Consider the following 20,376-nt stretch of genomic DNA (forward strand, 5'->3'; position numbering starts at 1 on the left):
GCCATCAGCGTTAACCCGGCTCCGCGATCCGGCGCCGATTCCGCCGGGCCATCAGCGTTAACCCGGCTCCGCGATCCGGCGCTCCGGCGGTCCTCTGCACCCCGTCGCGATCCCACCACCCGGCGCCCCTGCCGACTCCGGCCACCGGCCGACTCCGGCCACCCGGCTAACTCGATCACCCCACGTCGCGATCCCACCTCTGAGAGCACACCCCCAAGACCTTCCGCGGCGAACACCCGACCACCGCATGTTGATTGTCTGGTGGTTTCTGAGTTGTTCCGTTTGTCCATGTCTCGTGTTACGTTCGATTCGACGAGCCCGCCGTAGTGCTCCGGGCTCGGCGTGCCCACCCCGTTCGCCGCCCCGCCCGGAGTTCTGCGCCGTCCCCGCCAGGCCGGTACGTGGCTTCCGTGCGCATTCCGTCCGAGGAGTCCGATGCGCCGCCTCGTCACCCTGGTCCTCGCGCTCTTGTGCGCGATCGTCGTGAGCCCGGCCTTGCCGGCCGCGTACGCCGACATCGTGCCGAAGACACCCCCGCTCACCACCCCGTGGACTTCGCAGGTGAGCACCACCAACCCGCTGCCCGACTACCCGCGGCCGCAGATGACGCGGCCCGACTGGCAGTCGCTCAACGGGGAGTGGCAGTTCCTCAACCCCGCCACCGGCTCCGGGGGCAGCGTCGACCGGTACGCCGCGCCGCCGCTCGGGCAGACCCTCCCCGAACGCATCCTCGTGCCCTACCCGGTCGAGTCCGCGCTCTCCGGGATCATGCGCAACGACAACCGCGACCTGATGTTCTACCGCCGCACCTTCACCGTGCCGCAGGCCTGGGCCGGGCGGCACGTGCAGCTGCACTTCGGCGCCGTCGACTACGAGGCCACCGTGTGGGTCAACGGTGTCCAGGTCGCCACCCACAAGGGCGGCTACGACCGGTTCGAGGCCGACGTCACCGCCCAGCTGAACGGCGGCACCAACGAGATCGTCGTCCGCGTTTACGACCCGACCGACGGCCGCGGCGAGAAGCAGCCGCTGGGCAAGCAGGTCAACAACCCCTCGGGCATCTTCTACACGCCCACTTCCGGCATCTGGCAGACCGTCTGGCTCGAGCCGACCGCGCCGTCGTCGATCTTCTCCGTCGACATCTACCCGAACCTGGCGAACAACACCGCACGCGTGCGGGTGTTCGGCCGTGGTGACGTCGGCGGGTACTCCGTGCTCGCCGAGTCGATGACCGGCGGCGCCGTCGTGGGCAGTGCGACCGGTGGTTTCACCGAGTTCTCGGTGCCGGTGCCGAACGCGCGGCGGTGGTCGCCCGACGACCCGTTCCTCTACGACCTGCGGGTGTCGCTGCGCAATGCCGCCGGCGCCACGGTCGACCAGGTCGTCAGCTACTTCGGCATGCGTGAGGTCGGCACCAAGAACGTCAACGGCGTCGTGCGCCCGACCCTCAACGGCGAGTTCGTGTTCCAGGTCGGCACGCTGGACCAAGGTTTCTGGCCCGACGGCCTGTACACCGCGCCCACCGACGCGGCGCTGGCGTCGGACCTGCAGAAGCACAAGGACCTGGGCTTCAACATGGTCCGCAAGCACATCAAGGTCGAACCCGCGCGCTGGTACTACTGGGCCGACCGCCTCGGTTTGCTGGTGTGGCAGGACATCCCGTCGACGCTGAGCAACGACGCGAACCGGACACCGGCGCAGATCGCCGAGTTCGAGACCGAAGCCCGCGAGATAGTCGACGAGCACCGCTTCTCCCCCGCCGTCGTGACCTACGTGCCGTTCAACGAAGGCTGGGGCGAGTGGAACCTCGACGACACCAAGCGCGTGACCACCAGCTTGGAGAGCTACGACCCGACCCGGCTGATGAACCCGCACAGCGGCAGCAACTGCTGTTCCGCCAAGGGTGACCCGGGCACCGGCGACCTGCTCGACTGGCACGTCTACACCGGACCGGACGCACCCCGGCCGACCGCGACCCGCGCGTCCGTGCTCGGCGAGTTCGGCGGGCTCGGGCTGCGCAACCCCGGCCACGAATACAGTCCCAACGGCCAATTCTTCGCCTACGAACAGATGTCGAGCGCGGACCAGCTCAACGACCGCTACACCGGCATGGTCCGGGACGTCCGGCAGCTGATGACCACGAAGGGCGTCTCGGCGTCGGTCTACACCGAAATCACCGACGTCGAAGGGGAATACAACGGCCTCTACACCTACGACCGGCGGGTGCAGAAGGTCGACACCGCCCGCGTCCGCGCGGCGCACGCCGACCTGATCGCCGCGTCCCGCAACCAGAACGCCGCGGTGCCGCTGACACTCGGGCACCTCCGGTCGTTCAAGGTGACCACCCCCGGGTTCACCGACCGGTACCTGCGCCACGCCGATTCCTTCGCCCGCACCGACGTCCTGACAACGGCGAGCCCCGACGCCGCCCGGCAGGACGCGTCGTTCCGCACCGTGGCGGGGCTGGCGAACCCGAAGTGCTTCTCGTTCGAATCGGTCAACTTCCCCGGGAAGTACCTGCGGCACAGCGACAACCGCGTCCGCATCGACAGCGACACCGGCGGGACGTTCACGGCCGACGCCACCTGGTGCAGCCGCTCGGGCCTCGCGGCTGGCGGGACGTCGTTCGAGTCGCTGAACCTGCCGGGCCGGTACCTGCGCCACTACAACGACAACGTCTACCTGGCCGTCAGTGGCGGCCCGAACCCGTGGGACACGGCGACGAGCTTCGCCGCGGACGCGACCTGGAACGTCACGGCGCCGGCGTTGTGGCGCAGCTCGGTGCCGCTCGCGGTGAACGCCCGGCAGTCCCTGCGGGTGACGACGTGGGGTTACACCGACCGGTACCTGCGGCACGCCGGCGGCCTGGCCTACACCGAGGTCGTCACCGGCGGCAGCAGCGCGCTGCTCAAGCAGGACGCCACCTACACCGTGCGCCGCGGGCTCGGCGAGTCGTCGTGCTACTCCTTCGAGTCGGTGAACTACCCCGGCCAGTTCCTGCGCCACCAGGACGGCCGGGTCCGCAACTCACCGGACGACGGCTCGGCGCTGATGCGCGCGGACGCGACGTTCTGCACCCGGCCGGGTGTCGGCGGCACCGGCGTGACGTTCGAGTCGCTCAACATCGCCGGGGCGTTCCTGCGCCACTTCGACTCCGCGGTGTACATCGCGTCGGGGGCGGGCACCGACTCCGACCGGCCGCAGACGGTGACGGCGGACAGCAGCTGGTCCGTCGCCCCACCCTGGGCCCCGTGAGGTGACCCCCGGCCACGACCGAGCAGCGGTCGTGGCCGGGGTTTTCAGTGCCGTCGTTCGACGAGGACGTCCGCCAGCTCGGCGAGCATGGTGCGGCCCGCCGGGCTCAGGTGCTCCGCGGCGGCCGACAGCGCGTCGATCGCCTGGGCCGAGTGCGCTTCTGCGGCCCGCCGGGTGACGTCGAGGCCGCCGGTTTCCCGGACGACGCGGACCGCCACGGCCGCGGCCGCCCGGTCCCCCCGGCGCAGCAGCTCGCGCAGGCCCGGCCGCTCACGCAGGGCGTGCACCACCGGCAGCGTGTAAACACCCTCGACGATGTCGTGCCCGGCCGGCTTGCCCAGCGCCTCCGCCGAGGACGTCACGTCGAGCAGGTCGTCCACCAGCTGGAACGCCAGCCCCATGTGATGGCCGTACGCGGCCAGCGCCTCGACGGCGTCGGCGGGCAGCCCGACCGCCATCGCCCCCAGCCGGCAGGCGGTCGCGAGCAGCGCGGCGGTCTTGCCGGAGATCGCCTCCAGGTAGGACTCCTCCGTGCGGTCCACGTCGAACAGCGCGGCGGACTCGCGGGCCTGGCCCTCGCAGAGCCGGCTGAACGTCCGCGCCGCGACCGCGCCCTCTTCGGCGCCGAGGCTGCTGCCGGCCAGGAGTCCTTGCGCCAGCAGGTAGTCACCCGCGAGCACCGCGCGGATGTTGCCCTCGCGGATGTTGACGCTGTCGACCCCGTGGCGGGTGGCGGACTCGTCCATGACGTCGTCGTGCACGAGGCTCGCCAGGTGCAGCAGTTCGACCACCGCGCCGGCCTGCACGGCCCGGTCCCGCGCCCGCGGGTCCAGCGGCGCCGCGGCCGCGTACGCCGTGGCGAGCACGAGCAGCGGGCGCAGCCGTTTGCCGCCGCCGACCACGCCGGCGACGACGTCGGAGACGATCAGCGGTTCGGCCGAGGCGATCGTGCCGATCCGCCCGAGGCACCCGGCGAGGTCGGCCGCGAGCACGGCCGGGCCGGCCAGGTTCGCGACGATCCGGTGCGGCGCGGACGTCATCAGCGCGGCGACGTTCGTGCCGTCGACGGTGCTCCGCGCGTTCAGTGCGGCGCTCACGACGGCTCCCCCGTCCGGTGGTCCACCGGGCAGCCGGCGGCAGCGGCCGGCGGGGCCGGCCGGTCGGCCTGGGCGACCGGCTCCGGCACCATGGGCAGCGGGCCGGTGCCCAGCGACGCCTTGGGCGCGGTGCTGATCCGGTGGCCGGGCACCGGCCGCAGCCGCCACCGCGCCACCGCCGCGGCCAGCGTCAAGGTCGTCTCGGCGATGCCGAAGTTGTCCCCGATGCACTTGCGGTTGCCCTGCCCGAACGGGAGAACGGCGTTGCGCGGCAACTGCTTCGCCCGCTCCGGCAGCCAGCGGTCCGGGTCGTAGCGGTCCGGGTCCGGGAACATCTCCGGGTTGCGGCCGAGCAGGTACGAGCTGTAGAAGACCGGCGTGCCGGCCGACAGCCGCGCGCCGGCGATCTCGACGTCGCGGGTCGTCGTGCGGGACAGCAGCCACGCCGGCGGGTACATGCGCAGCGTCTCGGTGAGCACGCGGTCGGTGTACTCCAGCCGCGGCAGGTCGGCGCTGGTGGGCCGCCGGCCGCCGAAGACGGTGGTGACCTCGTCCTGCAGCTTCGCCTCGATCTCGGGGTGCCGGGCGAGCAGGTGGAACGTCCAGGCCAGGGTGTTCCCGGTGGTCTCGGTGCCGCCGATGAGCACGGTCATGACCTGGTCGTGGATCTCCTGGTCGGTCAGCCCTTCGCCGGTCTCCTCGTCACGCTGGTTGACCAGGATCGACAGCACGTCACCCTGGTCGGCCCCGGAGCGCCGGTACTCGGCGACCGTGTCGCTGATGACGTCGCGCATCCGGACCTGGGCCTCGGCGAAGAGCCGGTTGTGCTTGTTGGGGATCTTCTCGATCAGCGAGGTCGGTGAGATCATCCGGCGGTAGACGCCCTGCATGATGACCGGCATGCACTCGGTCACCGCCCGCACGGCGTCCTCGCCGATCCGGGTGGCGAACATCGTGCGCGCGGTGATCCGCAGGGTCAGGCCGTGGGTGATGTCGCTGACGTTGAACGCGACCCCGGGCCGCCACGACGACAGCTCGGCGTCGATCTCCTCGGCCATGATGTCGATGTAGTGCGGCATCCGCGCGCGGTGGAACGCCGGCTGCACCAGGCGCCGCTGCCGGCGGTGGCTCTCGAACCCGGAGCTGACCAGGCCGTCGCCGACCAGCAGCCGGGCCTTCTCGAACAGCGGGCCGCCCTTGTCGAACGTCCGCGAGTCGTGCAGCAGCTGGGTGACCAGGTCGTGGTGGCAGGCGATGTAGGCGAGCCGGGGGCCGAGCCGGAACGCCACCAGGTCACCGTGGGCCGGCAGCGAGGTCAGGAACTCCAGGGGCCTGCGCCACAGCTGGGGAACGTGGCCGAGCAGCGGCACCCGGCCGGGCGCCTCGCCGACGGTGTAGGTGGCCGCCGAGGGGCTTTCCTTGACGATCGTCATTTCCACTCCCAGGTCTCGGCGCTTGCGGTCGACGGCGCCGGGCGGAACCTGGCCACCGGTGCGGTGAGGTCGAGCCAGCCCGACGTCGTGCCGTCCCACACCGAGCCGTCGCCGAAGTAGCGGGGCGTGAGGTACTCGAACTCCTGGCTGCCGCCGATGAGCAGATCCATGCCCTCGAGGTAGGCGCGCACGTCCTCGCGCTGCCCGAGCGGGCCGGCGAGGACGCGGTCGCGGACCGCGATGTAGGCCCGCTCGTGGTGCTCGACGAGCGCGCAGAGGCGGTTGATCGCGTCCTGCAGGCCGAGGCCTTCCTGCTGCCACAGCACGCGCACCGCGGTCATGGTGTCGCCGTCGGCGTGCTCCTTGCGCCAGGAAAGGAGGTCGTTGACGATGATCATCTGCCGCATGGAGTGCGTGTGGATCTCGGCGAACTCGGGCTCGGCCCGCAGCTCGGTCATGTCGACGCCGGCGGCGTACTCGGTGAACAGCTCCAGGAAGTCGCACCCGAAGCTGTCCTGGCGGACCGCCATGCACGTTTCGTAGTCGGGGATCGCGTCGGTGAGCTTCGACTCGATCTCGGTCGCGCAGCCGCGCAGGAACGCCTCCAGGCTGCCGACGAGCCGGCGCACCTGGGCCGGGGCGAGGCCGGCGCTGATGCGCAGCCACAGGTCGCGGGCCGCCCGCCCGTAGGGGAACTCGCGGGTCAGCGCGTCGGCGTCGTCCACATCGGCCATGATCGCGGCGAACACCTGCCGCGCCCCGTCGTGGCTGGCGCCCAGCGCCGACCGGTCGGAGACGAAGCTGTCGATGACGGTGACGAACTGGTACCAGTCGGCGATGTTGCGCGCCCGGTCGTCGGCGGCGAAGGGAACCGTGATCGGGCCGTAGATTCCGTTGCGCTGGCGGAGGAACACCAGCAGGGACTCCTCGTCGGGGAAGCACTCGCCGAGGAACTCCCGCACCCAGCCGTTCGACGCGATCTCGATCTGCGCGGCCTTGGGGTGGTAGGCGTAGGGAAGGAGCCGGGGCAGTTCGGGGAGGTGGAACTCCCGAATCCCGGGAACAGTGGATATCGCGGTCATAAGGTGGACCCCCATGTCCAGGCAGCACACAGGTTGCGCCTGCTTGATGCCGCCTGATTCTGCTGACCCCGGCCGGGAGCGTCCACTCCGAGCGTGCTTGGTGTCCTCGGACTGTCCATAAAGGACTTCGAGTGGACGGTGCCCGGCCGTGATCCGGGGGCCGGGCCTCAGCGGCCGGCGCGCTCGAGCAGCAGCACCAGCTTCCGCACCGGCGGCGGAACGAAGGGGTCGTCAGCGGTCAGCTCGACGTGACCGTCGTCCCCCCAGACGTCGATCCGGTAGTGGAAACCGTCCGGTATCGGCGGTGCGGGCGGAGCCTTCGCAGCGAAGTCGATCTCCGAGACCGCTTCCCGGACCGCTGCGGCCCGCTCGGCGGGCAACGTGGCCAGGTCCGCTTCGGCCACGAGCCGAACACCGGCGAAGCCGCCGCTTCGGGTGACCCGTACCTTCATCACGACTCCCCTTGACGCTCGTCGTTTCGCCGGGCAAGCAGTGGGGCATTCTCCCCCGGTGATGTGCCGAGCGCACCACGAGGATACGGCGAGAGGACCACTCGTGCCCGAACACGGACACGCCGGCCGCTCCGCGGAACGGCCGGCAGAAGCGACCAACATGTCCCTGGTGATGGCTGAGTGCTGGGCCTGCGACACCCCGCGTTACAAAGAGGTGCCCTGGCGCAACCGGCACCACCGGCACTTCACCTGGTCCTGCCCGGACTGCGACGTCGACTGGTGCGGCCCGGGTGCACAGGTGGCGGAGCCGGCGGCGCGGATGGCCGGCTGACCTCGTCAGATGATGCCCACCTCGTGGAAGGCTGCGCGCACGGTTTGAGCGCCCTGCCGCCCGATGACCCCGTCCCGGGCCAGGATGCGGGCCATCTGCGCACACACGTCGGCCGCGGCCGCGAAATCGGCGGTCGGCCACAGGTTCTGCAGCGTGGCGTACCACAGCTTCGCCGCCGGGAACGTGCCGAGATCGGTGGCGACCAGGTAGAACACGCGGTTGACGATGCCGCTGTTGACGTGCGGATCACCACCCGGCACGTACTGCGACATGTCGGCGGCCTGTGGGTCCTTGCCCATCAGGGGGTTGTCGTAGGCGGTGCCGGGGTGGGCCATCGACCGGATCGCTTCGCCGTAGAGGCCGTCGGCCATCACGTCTTCGCCGATCAGCCAGTTGAAGGTGCCGGCGTCGAGGTTTTTGCTGAACTGTTCGACGCACACGCCGAAGATGTCGGACGTCGCCTCGTTCAACGCGCCGGGCTGGTCCGAGTACTGCAGCCCGGCGGTGTACTGGGTCACCCCGTGGGTCAGCTCGTGCCCGATGACATCGACATCGCCGGTGAAATCCTTGAATATCTGCCCGTCCCCGTTGCCGAAGACCATTTCGGTCCCGTCCCAGAAGGCGTTGTTGAAGTCGGCACCGAAGTCGACGTGCCCCTGCAGCGTCAGGCCCGCATTGTCGAGTGAGTCACGGCCGAGTTCCTTTCGGTAGAACTCCCGGGTGCTGCCGAGCCCGTCATAGGCGAGGTTCGCGTTCTTCAGCTTCGTCGGCGGGTCGTCCTCGCCACGAATCGGGCTGGTACTCAGCTGCCACTGATGACCGTCGTCGAAGATCACCCGCTCACCCTTGCCGGGCTGCGGGGTGTGCAGGGCCGCACCCAAATCGGCCGCACCACCGAGCGGCGCGCGGCGGGCGTCGCGCAGCAACTGCCCGGCCAGCGCCGTCCGTTGCGCGGCGCCGGCGCCGTCGGGCGATTTCCCGGAAACCCTGGCGATGTGATCGATGATATGCGGCGGCACGTAAGAGCAAACAATTTTCCGCATGACATCTCCTCCTGGCGAAAATAGATCACGAATATCGACGATTCGATTCCCTCCAGGTCTACCACCCGATTTCCGCGTCGCTACCGCCGAAAGAGTGCACGAATTCACCGGCCCGCCGGCGGCTCTTGCGGCGCCTTGGCGGTAGCGCCAGCACCACCCTGGGTTCGGTAGGCAGCGCTACTGATCTTCGCGGCGGATCCGGCCACCATTCGAGGTGTCATTCACCGGCGGCGAAGGAGAAGCGATGCAGAGCACAGCCATCTCGGCGGCACGCAAGGGCGCAGTGGCCCTGACCGTGGCGGGACTGATGGGCGCCGCCCTGACCAGCGCGGCGGCCGCGGACCGGCCCCGGGACCAAGCCGTCCGGGACAGCCTCGACGCGCTGGTGAGCCAGGAGAAGTTCCCGGCCGCGCTCGCCTCGGTGACCAAGGGCGGCCGCACGACGACGCTGGTCGCCGGGTCCGCCCGGCTCGGGCGCCAGGTCCCCGTCCCGCCCGACGGCGAGGTCCGGGCGGGCAGCAACACGAAGACGTTCACCGCGATCGTCGTGCTGCAGCTGGTGGCCGAAGGCAAGGTCGTGCTGGACGCGCCCATCGAGCGCTACCTGCCCGGAGTGGTGCGCGGCGAAGGCATCAACGGCGCCGACATCACCGTCCGGCAGCTGCTGCAGCACACCAGCGGGCTGCCCAACTACACCGAGTACATCGGACTCGAGGACTTCGAAAAGGTCCAGCACAAGTTCTTCCAGCCCCACGACCTGCTCGCCGCGGCGCTGGCCCACCCGGCGAAGTTCGCGCCCGGCACGAACTGGGAGTACAGCAACACCAACTACCTGCTGGCCGGCCTGCTGATCGAGCACGTGAGCGGACGTCCGGTGCAGGAGCAGATCACCGAGCGCGTCATCAAGAAGGCGGACCTGCGGAACACGTACTGGCCGCAGCCCGGCGACCAGACCATCCACGGCCCGCACCCGCACGGGTACGCGACCTCCGCCACCGGCGCCGTCGTCGACGCGACGGAGATGGACCCGTCCTGGGGCGGCGCGGCCGGGCAGCTCATCTCGACCCCGGGTGACCTCGCCCGGTTCTCCCGCCTCCTGCTCGACGGCCGGCTGCTCCCGCCGGCCCAGCTGGCGGAGATGCGCAAGACGGTCGACGCGCCGCTGCTGCCGGGCTGGCGGTACGGCCTCGGCCTGTTCAGCATCCCGCTCAGCTGCGGCGGGGTGTTCTGGGGCCACGGCGGTGACATCGAGGGCTTCGAAACCCGCGGCGGCGCCACCGAGGACGGCCGGTCCGTGGGGCTCGCGGTGACCGCGCTCCCCGGGACGTTCGGCGACGGGGAGCAGGGCGTGAAGGCGGTCATGTCCACTGTGGACACTGCGTTCTGCAAGTGACGGACGGCCCGGTGCGCGCGCCCGGATGTCGTGAACGACTCGTTCATCGCGTCGGACGAGGTGAACGAGTCGTTCACGGCATCGCAGCCAGGCCGCGGCCGTGCGTCAGCGCAGGTCCGAACGCGACAGTTCGGCCGGCGCCGGCGTGACGGCGAGCGCGTGCACCGCCAGCCGTTCCGCCGGCTGCGGCAGCTGGGTGGCCGCGGGCAGCTCGTATGGGTCGGCCGCTTCGATGTCGACCTGGTAACCGAGGTCGCCGAGGGACGCGGCGGTGAGCCGGCTCAGCGGGTTCGGCGCGGGGTTGACGAAGCCGGTCATCAGCTCGTTGCCGAAGGTGCGGTCCCGCCAGTGCACGTCCCGGGTGCCCGGGCCGCCGGTGTCCTCCACCGGCACCCGCACCGGGTCGCCCGAGCCGGTGCGCAGCTTGTGGTACTCGGCCATCGCGGCCGGCCCGGAGAACGTGGGGTCGGTGGTGCCCTTGCCGACCAGCAGGCCCTTCGCCGCCCAGAGCGAGCCGACGCCCACGACGTGGCCCATCTCGTGGGTGATCACGTCTCCGAGGATGCCCTCGGCTTCCATCTTGGCCAGGTCGACCTTGTCGAACGTCATCTCGCCGCGGGCCGGCAGCAACGCCGACGGCTCGCTCCCGGCCGGCCGCACGTGCGTGATGCGCGCCTGGCCGAGGATGTGGCCCGCACCGTCGATGTCGGCGCCCCGCGCGATGATCAGCACGTCGTCGACCGGCTCGCCGTCGACCACGACGTCCGGCAGGTCGCCGACGATCACCTCGGCCCACCGATCCGCGGCCGCGGCGAAGGCGTCCATCTGGGCCGAGGTCAGGCCGCCTTCGAACCGGACCGTGATGGTGAACGGCGATTCGGTGCCCGCGAGCAGCAGCGCACGCCCGGCGTCGGCCCGCGCGTGGTAGATCTTGTGTTCCGGCATGGTCGTTCCTTCCCCGTGGGAGCTGTACCTCTCCGAGCCCGGAACGCCGAAGAAAATACGCCCGCGACCGAGGCGATCAAAGGGGCCGCCACCAGGCGTGACCCGCCGGGTCAGCGCATCGGGTAACCGGGCCCGCCCGGCGCCTCGCGGGCGCACCAGACGGCGGTCGGCTTGACGATCGCGAGGGTCAGCGTCGCCCCGGCCGGGATCAGGACCATCAGCAGGCCGACGATCGCACCGCCCAGGTACACGCCGCCGACGCCGGCGCCGAGGCCGCCCACCCCGATCGCGTTCAGCACCACCGACACCACCATCACCAGGATGGCCAGGCCGCTGCCGACGATGGTGAGCACGCGGCCCATCGGCTTGCGAAGGAACAGGAGGATGCCGCCGGTGATCAGCGTGCCCGCGAGCAGCAGGTCCTCGACCAGGGACACGAAGAACAGCCAGTGCACGAAGCCGCTGCTCAACGCGATGATCGTGCCGATCAGGCCGACGAGGTAGAACAACCCGCCGAGGATCGCGAGCACCCCCGCGATGATCGCCGTGACCCCGCTCGGCTTCGGCGGCTGCATCCCGTAACCCGGGTACGGCCCCTGCGGGTACGGCTGCTGGGGATACGGCTGGCCGGGATACGGCTGGGCGGGGAAGCCGCCCGTCGGCGCCGGGTACGGCTGCTGCCCGGGGTAGGGCTGCTGTCCCGGGTACGGCTGCTGCGGCGGGCCGGGATTCGGCGGGTACGTCATGGCGTCCTCGGTCTCCAGTGACCGCCCCCCTCGGTGCGCCACCTCGCTCCGGTGGCTACGGCCGAGGTCAAGCCTCTCATGCGCGCCGCCGGAAGGTCAGGTTGCGCCCGGTCCCGGTCTCGCGCACGGCCAGGTCGCCGCGGATCGCGGCTCCTACCTGGGCCCGCGGTCGGGCAGCTCGACGACCACCGTGCGGCCCCGGTCCTCACCGTCGTCGGCGGGACGCACGGGAACGGGCTCACCCGGCGGGCTGGCGTCGACGATGTCCGTCGCCCGCACCAGCCGCAACGGCGTGTCGGGGGCCGCGCGGAGGGGCCGGACCGGCACCCACGTGGTGCTGGTGTGCTCGTCGCGCAGGCTGGGGCCCGCGACGGTGCCGATCCGCTCCGGCTCGGCCGGCCGCCCGGCCGCGCTGCGCCCGGGGCGCCCGCGGTAGCGCACCTGCCAGCCCGCCGGGTAACCACCGCCGTGGCGCGCCGGCCAGTGCCGGCCGGCCTCGGTGCCCTCAGCCATCCCTCACCCCGTTCGCTCGAAGATCATGTCCGGCGCCGGGCTCCGGGGCGCGACCTCCAGCCTAGGCCAGGCCGGCGTGCCACGCCCTCATCCAGGCGGGTGGTTCCCTTCGGGTATCCACTGAGGACGGACGTCACCAGGCGGCCGCGCCGTCCGGGGGCCGGCGGGGCTCGATGCCGATGACGTCGCGGTCCGGGACCCAGACCGTGGGCGCGTCCGGGCCACCCTCGAAGGGTGAGAGCGGAATGGTTTCCAGGCCCGTGTGCGGATCCCGCACCGGCGAGCCGACGACGACCCCGGCCGAGCAGCTGCCGGCCGGTGGGCCGGGCGTCCGCCGGCGCCGGTAGGTGAGGACCCAGCCCACCGGGTACTCGTCGTACAGGTCGTCCAGCGGCGATTCCACGGCACACCCCGTTCGGTTCGACGGATTCGTCGCCGGGGTCCGGGGCGATTTCCCACCCTACGCGAGAGCCGCGAACGACCGGCAGCGCCCACCCGGGTGGTTTCCGTCTACGGCAACGGGGTGATGCCGTGGCCCCTCACGCCACGAGGTGCGGGTACTCCGCCGCGCGGTGCTGGAAGGCCAGGATCGCGGGATTGCGCACCACGCCGTCCCGGATCTCGATCGCGCGCCGGACGGTCTCGCTACCGTCCCATGTGGACGGTCCGCCGAGCACCGGCCGCAGCAGCGGGAGCAGCGCCTCGCTGATCTCCCACGACGCCGAGTTCCACAGGTAGGACGGGCTGTGGTCGACGGCGTAGTAGGTGATGCCGTCACCGACCGTGAACGTCGGGCTGGCGAACGAGGTGGGCCGCGCCCAGCTGAACCCCATCCCTTCGTCACACGACACGTCGACGATGAGGCTGCCCGGCTCGAACCCGGCCAGGTCGTCCTCGACGAGGAACGTCAGGGGCTCGGCGGTGTCCTGCAGGACGCAGTTGACGACGATGTCGTGCTCGGCGAGGAACCCGGCCAGCGGCACCCGGCCCTTCTCGGTGCGGGCGTGACTGCGGCGCAGGTCACCCGGGTTGGTGACGTCGTGGTCGAAGTGCACCATCGTCGCGGAGTGGATCGGCGACCCGACGGCGGCGATGCCGCGGCCGGTGAGCACGTGCACGTCGTGCACGCCGTGCGCGTTGAGCGCGGTCACCGAACCGCGCGCCGTCGCGCCGAAGCCGATCACCACGGCCCGCAGCCGGCGGCCGTAGTCGCCGGTCGAGCCGGCCAGCTGCAGGGCGTGCAGCACCGAGCTGTACCCGGCCAGCTCGTTGTTCTTGTGGAAGACGTGCAGGCCGAACGAGCCGTCGCGGTTCCAGTGGTTCATCGCCTCGAAGGCGATCAACGTCAGCCGGCTGTCGATCGCCAGCTGCGTGAGCTCCTGGTCCTGGACGCAGTGCGGCCAGCCCCACAGCACCTGGCCCGTCCGCAGCTCGGCGACGTCCTCGCGGATCGGCTTGGCCAGCAGGACGACGTCGGTCTCGGCGATGAGCTGCTCGCGCGTGCGCATCCCGGCGACGAGGCCCTTCAGCTGTTCGTCCGGCACGCCGAAGGCCTCGCCGTAGCCGTGTTCGAGGTAGATGCGGTCACGCAGATCGGCGTCGATCCGCTCGACGTGGCGTGGGTGGATGGGCAACCGGCGTTCGTCCGCTTTGCGCGAATGCGCGACGACGCCGAGGGTGAGCTGGTCCACTGGGGGCCCCTTTGCTAGACCCCGAGTCTAGCCGCACGGCGCGGGCACCGTCCCGCGCGGACCGTTGAGTCCACAGTAGACGGTCAGCGGCCGGGCAGCGCCAGCCGGAAGATCTTCTTGACGACCGAGCCGAGCTGACGCGACAGGGACCCGGTGTTGTAGGGCAGCCCGTAGCGCTCGCAGATCTCCCGCACCTCGGCGGCCATCCGCGGGTAGCGGTGGCTGGGCAGGTCCGGGAACAGGTGGTGCTCGATCTGGTGGCTGAGGTTGCCCGAAAGCACGTGGAACAGCGGGCTGCCGGTGATGTTCGCCGAGCCGAGCATCTGGCGCAGGTACCACTGCCCGCGGGTCTCGTCCGCGCTCTCCTCCTCGGTGAACACCTCGGCGCCGTCGGGGAAGTGGCCGCAGAAGATGATCGAGAACGCCCAGAGGTTGCGGACCACGTTGGCGGTGATGTTCGCGGTCAGCGTCAGCGGCGCCAGCGGGCCGGTGAGCACCGGGTACAGGACGTAGTCGCGGCCGGCCTGGCGGGCGGTCTTGCGCAGCATCGGCGCCAGCAGCGGCCGGACGTCCGCCCAGCCCCGCCGGCCCTGCACGATCCGGTCCACCTCCAGGTCGTGCAGCATGATCCCGTATTCGAAGAACAGCGCCTGCGCGGCGGCGTAGACCGGGTTGCCCAGGTAGTACGGGTGCCACTTCTGGTCTTCGGTGATGCGGAGGATGCCGTACCCGACGTCACGGTCCTTGTCGAGGATGTTGGTGTAGGTGTGGTGCATGAAGTTGTGCGAGCGGCGCCACTGCTCGCCGGGGCACACCATGTCCCACTCGAACGTCCGCGAGTTCAGCGCGGGGTCCTTCATCCAGTCGTACTGGCCGTGCATGACGTTGTGGCCGATTTCCATGTTGTCCAGGATCTTCGACACCGCGAGCGCGGCCACCCCGCCCAGCCAGGCGGGCGGGAACCAGCCGGCGAACAGCAGCACCCGTCCGGAAACCTCGCAGAACCGTTGCACCGCAACGACGTTGTGGATGTAGTCGGCATCCTGCGCGCCGAGGTCGCCGGCGACCCGCGTGCGCAGGTCGTCCAGTTCGATGCCGAGCTTCTCGATCTCGTCGTGATCGAGTGCCATGGCCGTGGTCGTCATCAGCGGTTCTCCTCGGGATGGGCCGGTTTTCCGGTCGCCGTGGTCCAGGGCCGGCCCCCACCCTAAACCCCCGCGTCCGCGCCGTGCTGGGCCAGGCGGGTGGTCCCGGATCATTGTCACGAACGCCACACGCGCGTAACAACCCGTTGAGATCAACAAATCCGGCCCGTCAGGGCACCGGGACCGTCCACATCAGACGGGTGCCGCCCTCGGCCGGGCGGTCGACCCGCAACGACCCGCCCACCTCCGCGGCGCGCTGCTCCAGGTTGCGGAGTCCGCTGCGCGCAACGGCTTCCGGCATCCCGGTGCCGGTGTCCGTCACCTCGACGACCAGGTCGCCGTCCAGGGAAACGGTGACCGCCAGCTCCGTGGCGCGCGCGTGCCGCAGGACGTTGCTGACGGCTTCGCGGACGACGGCCTCGGCGTGCTCGGCCAGGCCGGCGGGCACCCGGTCGAACGACCCCGACAGTCGCACGGTGGTGCGGATCGCGGAGTCGGCGGTCGTGTCGGTGATGGCGTTCTGCAGGCGCGCCCGCAGACCCCGCCCGGCGCCCGGTTCGGTGTGCAGGTCGAAGATCGCGCTCCGGATCTCCTCGATGACGTCCTGGAGGTGGTCGACGTGCTGGGTCAGCCGGGCGGCGACCGCGGGCGAGTCCGTCCGGCGCCGGGTGCCCTCGATCCCGAGACCCACCGCGAACAGCCGCTGGATGACGTGGTCGTGCAGGTCACGGGCGATCCGGTCGCGGTCCACCACCAGGTCGAGCTCGCGGCGGGCGGCCTGGCTTTCGGCGTCCCTGAGCGCCAGCGCGGCCTGGTCGGCGAAGGCGGACACGAGCTGGAGCTCGTGCTCGCCGAACCGCGCCGCGCCGGCGCCGCGGATCGCCAGCAGCACGCCGGCGGTGGACTCGCCGGACCGCAGCCGCACGGCCAGGGCCGGCCCGAGGTCCACCCCGAGGCCGTCGGCCAGGTCGAACGCCAGCCTCGGCACGCTGCGCGGCACGTGGTCGCGCAGCACCGCGCCCGAGGTCGAGCCGTCGAGCGGGATCCGGCGGCCGGTCAGCACCTCGGCGTCGGGGCCGGCGCACACCGTGACGACCAGCTCCCCGCCCGGCGCCACCGGCAGCGCGATCAGCGCGTCCCCCGCGTCGGTGAGCTCGGCGGCCCGGCTCGCGACCAGCCGGAGCACCTCGTGGACGTCGGCGCCGCCCAGGAGCTCGGCGGAGATCTCCCCGGTGGCCTCCAGCCACCGCTGCCGGCTCTGGCTCTCTTCGTAGAGCCGCGCGTTGTCGACCGCTATCCCGGCGGCGGCCGCCAGCGCGACGACCGCCCGTTCGTCGTCGGCGGTGAACGGCTGCCCGCCGCTCAGGTACAGCCGTCCGAGCACCTCGCCCCGGACCAGCAGCGGGACACCGAGGAAGGTCCGCATCGGCGGGTGGCCCGGCGGGAACCCGGCGGCGCCCGGGTGGCCGGCCAGATCCGCCAGGCGCACCGGGGCCGGCCCGGTCACGAGCTCGCCGAGCACCCCGTGGCCCGCCGGTGGCGGCCCGATCCGCGCCCGGGTCGCGTCGTCGACGCCGGTGGTGGCGAACGCGGTCGTCCGGCCGTCCTCGTCGAGCAGGGCCAGCGCGCCGTGGCGGGCGCCGACCAGGCCCGCGGCGGCGGTGACGATCCGGTGCAAGGTGGTCTCGAGCTCCAGACCGGCGGAAAAGGCGAGGACGGCCGCCGGCAGCGCGTCCATCCGGTCCCGGCCCGGTGTGCGCTCCTCGGGCATGGCCCCACCCTCGCACAGCGGCCCGGGCCGTGGCGGGATCCGGTGCGAACCGAACCGGGTTCGCAACCGGCGACCTTCGCCGGGCCACCGGAGGCCGTTCGGCACTTGGCGGGCGGCGCGGCCCGGGCGGACGGTGAACCGCGTCCAGCGAACCCACCCCCGGAGTCGTCCCCATGAAAACCGGTGTCATGCCCGTCGGGCACCTCAGCGCGAGCCAGGTGCGTTCCGTCCTCCTCGCGGCCACGGCTCCCCCGCCGCTGCGCCACTCCCGCCCCTGGCGGTTCCAGTGCACGCCCGACTCCGTCGAGCTGTACGCGGATCCGCTCACCACCGGCAGCGACAACGAGCAGCGCGAACGGCTCCTGGACTGCGGCGCGGCGCTGCTGAACCTGCGGCTGGCGATCAAGGCGCAGGGCAGCCACGCCGACGTGCGGCTGTTCCCCTCGGCGGGCCGGCCGGACCTGCTCGCCGTGGTGCGGCCGCACGGCTACGAGACGATCGCCCCGCACGACGGGGAGCTCGTGGCGGCCATCGCCGACCGGCAGAGCAACCGGCGCCCGTTCACCGCCGCCGTCGTCCCCTCCGCGGTGCAGCGGCAGATCCGGCGGGCGGCGGAGGTGGAACGCGCGTGGCTGGCCACCATCACCCCCGAGCAGGTGCCGCAGCTGCGGGAGATCATGCGCCGCACCGAGGTCCCGCCGGCGGCGCCCGGGCCCGGCGGCGGGACCGACCTCGACGTCGAACCCGAGCGGCTGGTCGTGGTCATCGGGACGCTGCACGACACCGTGCTCGCGCGGGTGCAGGCCGGTCAGGCCCTGCAGCGGGTCCTGCTGACCGCCACCGCCGCCGGGATCTCGGCGGCGCTCTCCACCCAGCCGATGGCCGTGCCGGCGATCCGGCGGGAACTGCGGCAGCTGCTCGGCGGCGGGCTCTGGCCGCAGATCATGCTGCGCCTGGGGCACGGCACCGCGGTGGCGCCCTCCTCGCGGCCGCAGCTCGAAGACGTGGTGATCAGCGACGAGCACCCGTTCGCGGCTAGCCGCCCGGACGACGGTGCGCGCCGTGGATCCCGGTGACCAGCACCGCCGCCTGGGACCGCCGCTCCAGCCCGAGCTTCGCCAGCAGGCGGGACACGTAGTTCTTGACGGTCTTCTCCGCCAGGAACATCCGCTCGGCGATCTGCCGGTTCGTCAGGCTCTCGCCGAGCAGGTCCAGCAGGACGAGCTCCTGCTCGCTCAGCCCCGCCAGCGGGCCCGGCTCCGCGGTGGTGGCGCGCAGCTCGGCCACGAGCGCGGTGACCGCCCGGCCGTCCAGCAGGGTCTCCCCCGACCCCACCCGGCGGATGGCGTCGACCAGCTGGAGCCCCTTGACGTCCTTGATGACGAACCCCTCGGCCCCGGCCAGCACCGCTTCGACCATCGAATCCTGGTCGGTGAAGGAGGTCAGCATCAGGCACCGCAGGCCGGGCAGCGCCGCGCGCAGGTCGCGGCACAGGTCCACGCCGCTGCCGTCGGGCAGGCGGACGTCCAGCACCGCCACGTCCGGCCGCAGCGCGGGCACCCTGGCCATCGCCTCGGCGACCGAGGACGCCTGCCCGACCACGGTCAGGTCGGGTTCGTCGTCGACGAGCTCGGCGACCCCGCGCCGCACGAGCTCGTGGTCGTCGACCAGGAAGACCGTGATGCCGGGCTCGCTCTCATCCACCGGTCCAGGCTACGCCCGCTCGCGCCGAACGACCCCGGAAGAGAGGTCTCGCGGCCCTAGGCCGGCCGGCGCCCGACGGCCACGGTGAAGGGATGACAGAGATCCAGCACAGGCCCGATCATCAGCTCAAGACCGCCGTGACCGATGAGCTCGCCTGGACCCCCAGCGTCAACGCCGAAGAAATCGGCGTGACCGTCGCCAACGGGGTCGCGACGCTGTCCGGGCACGTCGGCACCTACCCCGAGAAGGAAGAAGCCCTGCGCGCGGCCGCGCGGATCCACGGTGTGACCGCGACCGCGGACAAGATCCTCGTCCGGCACGGCGACGGGGTTCCGGAGGACGCCGATCTCGCCCGCGAAGCCATGATCGTGTTCGACCGCCGCACGGTCGTCGTGCCGAAGGACTCGGTGCAGGTCGACGTGCGCGACCGGGTGGTCACCCTCCGCGGCTCGGTGGACTGGCACTACCAGCGCGAAGCCGCGCGCCGCGCGGTGGCCGCGCTCCCCGGCATCAGCGGGGTGCGGAACCTGATCACGCTGAGGCATTCGACGGCGGTCTCGCCGGCCGACACGAAGGCGGGGATCACCGCGGCGCTGGCCCGCCACGCACCGGGGTTCGCCCAGCACGTCGAGGTCGGTTTCGACGACGGCCAGGTCACCCTGACCGGCGCGGTCCTCACCCCGGCCGAGCGCCGGTCCGCCGAGCAGACCGCCTGGTTCGCCCCCGGCGTGACCTCGGTCGACAACCAGGTGAAGCTCTCGGGCTGACCCGCCCGCCGAGCTCGTCGTGAATTCTGGAGCACCATGAACGTTCTCGTGATCGTCGTCATCGCCGCCGCCCTGCTGCTCCTGCTGGCCTCCGCCGTGCGGATCGTCAAGCAGTACGAACGGGGTGTGCTGTTCCGGCTCGGCCGGGTGGTGGGCGTGCGCGAGCCGGGGTTGCGGCTGATCATCCCGGTCGTCGACGTGCTGCGCCGCGTGCCGTTGCGGATCATCACGATGCCGATCCAGTCCCAGGGCATCATCACGCGCGACAACGTGAGCGTCGACGTGTCCGCGGTCGCCTACTTCCGGGTGCAGGACGTGGTGAAGTCCGTCGTCGCGATCGAGAACGTCTACGCCGCGATCGACCAGATCGCCCAGACGACGCTGCGGAAGGTCGTCGGGCAGCACACGCTGGACGAGACGCTGTCGGAGACCGACAGCATCAACGTCGACATCCGCCGGATCCTCGACGTCACCACGCTCGACTGGGGCGTGGAAGTGACTTTGGTGGAGCTGAAGGACATCCAGCTGCCCGACACGATGAAACGGGCGATGGCCCGGCAGGCCGAAGCGGAACGCGAGAAGCGCGCCAAGATCATCAGCGCCGAAGGTGAGTCCCTCGCCGCCGCCGCACTGGGCGACGCGTCGGACACGATGATGGCGCACCCGCTCGCGCTCCAGCTGCGCAACCTGCAGAGCCTGGTGGAGATCGGCGTGGACAAGAACACCACCGTGGTGTTCCCCGCCCCGCTGATGAGCACCATCGGTGAGCTCGGGGCCTTCCTGGCCCGCGAAAGCGCCGCCGCGACCCAGCCGAAGCCGGCCGCCACCGCCGCGATCGTGCCGCCTCCCGCGGCCGTCAACGGCTCCCGCACCGGCGAACACTGACCGTGGCCGCGACCCCGGACTCCGCAGTGTTCTGTGCGAAAAGGACAGGGCACTGTGGACCCGGGCCACTTCGCCGGACGTGAGGAGCCATGGCGATGATCGGGAGACACCCTGCGGAGGCGA

General features: G+C 71.5%; 19 protein-coding genes. 6 read left to right on the top strand and 13 right to left on the bottom strand.

The genetic code is table 11. From position 1 onward, the window contains the following. Nucleotides 1-435: 435 nt before the first annotated feature. Nucleotides 436-3,255, top strand: a complete 2,820-nt coding sequence (locus ACIA5G_RS44340) for an AbfB domain-containing protein (RefSeq protein WP_395934761.1) — start codon at nucleotides 436-438, stop codon at nucleotides 3,253-3,255. Nucleotides 3,256-3,299: 44 nt separating this feature from the next. Here the strand turns inward: ACIA5G_RS44340 and ACIA5G_RS44345 are convergent, their stop codons facing one another. From ACIA5G_RS44345 to ACIA5G_RS44360, 4 genes are all read right to left on the bottom strand, one after another. After that, entirely contained in the window at nucleotides 3,300-4,352 is a 1,053-nt protein-coding gene (locus ACIA5G_RS44345; protein ID WP_395934763.1) for a polyprenyl synthetase family protein, read from the bottom strand. Further along, a complete protein-coding gene (locus ACIA5G_RS44350; protein ID WP_395934765.1) occupies nucleotides 4,349-5,785 on the bottom strand; it encodes a cytochrome P450 in 1,437 nt (478 codons plus the stop codon). The genes ACIA5G_RS44345 and ACIA5G_RS44350 overlap by 4 nt, the downstream gene beginning before the upstream one ends. Then, nucleotides 5,782-6,882 carry a terpene synthase family protein gene (locus ACIA5G_RS44355; protein ID WP_395934767.1) on the bottom strand — a complete coding sequence of 367 codons (1,101 nt, stop codon included), beginning with the start codon at nucleotides 6,880-6,882 and terminating at the stop codon, nucleotides 5,782-5,784. The genes ACIA5G_RS44350 and ACIA5G_RS44355 overlap by 4 nt, the downstream gene beginning before the upstream one ends. A 152-nt stretch (nucleotides 6,883-7,034) precedes the next feature. Then, a complete protein-coding gene (locus ACIA5G_RS44360; RefSeq protein WP_395934769.1) occupies nucleotides 7,035-7,319 on the bottom strand; it encodes a protealysin inhibitor emfourin in 285 nt (94 codons plus the stop codon). Nucleotides 7,320-7,422: 103 nt separating this feature from the next. On the opposite strand from ACIA5G_RS44360, the gene ACIA5G_RS44365 reads away from it, so the two are divergent. Then, the gene (locus ACIA5G_RS44365) at nucleotides 7,423-7,650 is read left to right on the top strand and encodes a hypothetical protein (RefSeq protein ID WP_395934771.1); all 228 of its coding nucleotides are present in this window, start codon (nucleotides 7,423-7,425) and stop codon (nucleotides 7,648-7,650) included. 5 nt (nucleotides 7,651-7,655) lie between these two features. Here ACIA5G_RS44365 and ACIA5G_RS44370 read toward each other — a convergent pair whose 3' ends face one another. Further along, nucleotides 7,656-8,693, bottom strand: coding sequence for a M4 family metallopeptidase (locus tag ACIA5G_RS44370; RefSeq protein WP_395934773.1), 1,038 nt, complete (start codon nucleotides 8,691-8,693; stop codon nucleotides 7,656-7,658). A 244-nt stretch (nucleotides 8,694-8,937) separates the two neighbouring features. Between ACIA5G_RS44370 and ACIA5G_RS44375 the strand changes: the two genes are divergently transcribed. Beyond that, entirely contained in the window at nucleotides 8,938-10,086 is a 1,149-nt protein-coding gene (locus tag ACIA5G_RS44375) for a serine hydrolase domain-containing protein (protein WP_395934776.1), read from the top strand. A 105-nt stretch (nucleotides 10,087-10,191) separates the two neighbouring features. On the opposite strand, the gene ACIA5G_RS44380 is transcribed toward ACIA5G_RS44375, so the two are convergent. The 7 genes from ACIA5G_RS44380 to ACIA5G_RS44410 all read right to left on the bottom strand — a co-directional run bounded on the left by ACIA5G_RS44380 (nucleotide 10,192) and on the right by ACIA5G_RS44410 (nucleotide 16,897). After that, entirely contained in the window at nucleotides 10,192-11,031 is an 840-nt protein-coding gene (locus tag ACIA5G_RS44380; RefSeq protein ID WP_395934778.1) for a leishmanolysin-related zinc metalloendopeptidase, read from the bottom strand. Nucleotides 11,032-11,141: 110 nt separating this feature from the next. Further along, complete coding sequence (locus ACIA5G_RS44385; RefSeq protein WP_395934780.1) at nucleotides 11,142-11,777, bottom strand: hypothetical protein; 636 nt, start codon at nucleotides 11,775-11,777, stop codon at nucleotides 11,142-11,144. Between the two features lie 153 nt (nucleotides 11,778-11,930). Next, entirely contained in the window at nucleotides 11,931-12,290 is a 360-nt protein-coding gene (locus ACIA5G_RS44390) for a hypothetical protein (protein ID WP_395934782.1), read from the bottom strand. A 133-nt stretch (nucleotides 12,291-12,423) separates the two neighbouring features. Further along, a complete protein-coding gene (locus ACIA5G_RS44395; RefSeq protein WP_395934784.1) occupies nucleotides 12,424-12,693 on the bottom strand; it encodes a hypothetical protein in 270 nt (89 codons plus the stop codon). Nucleotides 12,694-12,829: 136 nt separating this feature from the next. Beyond that, on the bottom strand, nucleotides 12,830-13,981 hold the full coding sequence (locus ACIA5G_RS44400; protein ID WP_395934786.1) for a N(5)-(carboxyethyl)ornithine synthase: 1,152 nt from the start codon (nucleotides 13,979-13,981) through the stop codon (nucleotides 12,830-12,832). Between the two features lie 83 nt (nucleotides 13,982-14,064). Next, on the bottom strand, nucleotides 14,065-15,126 hold the full coding sequence (locus tag ACIA5G_RS44405; RefSeq protein WP_395934788.1) for a fatty acid desaturase family protein: 1,062 nt from the start codon (nucleotides 15,124-15,126) through the stop codon (nucleotides 14,065-14,067). Between the two features lie 169 nt (nucleotides 15,127-15,295). Beyond that, the gene (locus ACIA5G_RS44410; protein ID WP_395934790.1) at nucleotides 15,296-16,897 is read right to left on the bottom strand and encodes a GAF domain-containing sensor histidine kinase; all 1,602 of its coding nucleotides are present in this window, start codon (nucleotides 16,895-16,897) and stop codon (nucleotides 15,296-15,298) included. Between the two features lie 173 nt (nucleotides 16,898-17,070). On the opposite strand from ACIA5G_RS44410, the gene ACIA5G_RS44415 reads away from it, so the two are divergent. Continuing rightward, complete coding sequence (locus ACIA5G_RS44415) at nucleotides 17,071-17,973, top strand: hypothetical protein (protein WP_395934792.1); 903 nt, start codon at nucleotides 17,071-17,073, stop codon at nucleotides 17,971-17,973. Here the strand turns inward: ACIA5G_RS44415 and ACIA5G_RS44420 are convergent. Next, the gene (locus ACIA5G_RS44420) at nucleotides 17,933-18,601 is read right to left on the bottom strand and encodes a response regulator (RefSeq protein WP_395934794.1); all 669 of its coding nucleotides are present in this window, start codon (nucleotides 18,599-18,601) and stop codon (nucleotides 17,933-17,935) included. The genes ACIA5G_RS44415 and ACIA5G_RS44420 overlap by 41 nt on opposite strands. Nucleotides 18,602-18,693: 92 nt before the next feature. Between ACIA5G_RS44420 and ACIA5G_RS44425 the strand changes: the two genes are divergently transcribed. After that, complete coding sequence (locus ACIA5G_RS44425; protein WP_395934796.1) at nucleotides 18,694-19,368, top strand: BON domain-containing protein; 675 nt, start codon at nucleotides 18,694-18,696, stop codon at nucleotides 19,366-19,368. A gap of 36 nt (nucleotides 19,369-19,404) precedes the next feature. Then, entirely contained in the window at nucleotides 19,405-20,253 is an 849-nt protein-coding gene (locus tag ACIA5G_RS44430) for a slipin family protein (RefSeq protein WP_395934798.1), read from the top strand. Nucleotides 20,254-20,376 lie beyond the last annotated feature (123 nt).

Source organism: Amycolatopsis sp. NPDC051758 (genome assembly GCF_044453095.1).
Lineage (GTDB): Bacteria > Actinomycetota > Actinomycetes > Mycobacteriales > Pseudonocardiaceae > Amycolatopsis.

Excerpts from the sequence above, each read along its gene's own strand:
- ACIA5G_RS44340 (WP_395934761.1), top strand. The coding sequence starts at position 436 with ATGCGCCGCCTCGTCACCCTGGTCCTCGCGCTCTTGTGCGCGATCGTC.
- ACIA5G_RS44350 (WP_395934765.1), bottom strand. The coding sequence starts at position 5,785 with ATGACGATCGTCAAGGAAAGCCCCTCGGCGGCCACCTACACCGTCGGC.
- ACIA5G_RS44355 (WP_395934767.1), bottom strand. The coding sequence starts at position 6,882 with ATGGGGGTCCACCTTATGACCGCGATATCCACTGTTCCCGGGATTCGG.
- ACIA5G_RS44360 (WP_395934769.1), bottom strand. The coding sequence starts at position 7,319 with ATGAAGGTACGGGTCACCCGAAGCGGCGGCTTCGCCGGTGTTCGGCTC.
- ACIA5G_RS44370 (WP_395934773.1), bottom strand. The coding sequence starts at position 8,693 with ATGCGGAAAATTGTTTGCTCTTACGTGCCGCCGCATATCATCGATCAC.
- ACIA5G_RS44375 (WP_395934776.1), top strand. The coding sequence starts at position 8,938 with ATGCAGAGCACAGCCATCTCGGCGGCACGCAAGGGCGCAGTGGCCCTG.
- ACIA5G_RS44380 (WP_395934778.1), bottom strand. The coding sequence starts at position 11,031 with ATGCCGGAACACAAGATCTACCACGCGCGGGCCGACGCCGGGCGTGCG.
- ACIA5G_RS44385 (WP_395934780.1), bottom strand. The coding sequence starts at position 11,777 with ATGACGTACCCGCCGAATCCCGGCCCGCCGCAGCAGCCGTACCCGGGA.
- ACIA5G_RS44390 (WP_395934782.1), bottom strand. The coding sequence starts at position 12,290 with ATGGCTGAGGGCACCGAGGCCGGCCGGCACTGGCCGGCGCGCCACGGC.
- ACIA5G_RS44405 (WP_395934788.1), bottom strand. The coding sequence starts at position 15,126 with ATGACGACCACGGCCATGGCACTCGATCACGACGAGATCGAGAAGCTC.
- ACIA5G_RS44410 (WP_395934790.1), bottom strand. The coding sequence starts at position 16,897 with ATGCCCGAGGAGCGCACACCGGGCCGGGACCGGATGGACGCGCTGCCG.
- ACIA5G_RS44415 (WP_395934792.1), top strand. The coding sequence starts at position 17,071 with ATGAAAACCGGTGTCATGCCCGTCGGGCACCTCAGCGCGAGCCAGGTG.
- ACIA5G_RS44425 (WP_395934796.1), top strand. The coding sequence starts at position 18,694 with ATGACAGAGATCCAGCACAGGCCCGATCATCAGCTCAAGACCGCCGTG.
- ACIA5G_RS44430 (WP_395934798.1), top strand. The coding sequence starts at position 19,405 with ATGAACGTTCTCGTGATCGTCGTCATCGCCGCCGCCCTGCTGCTCCTG.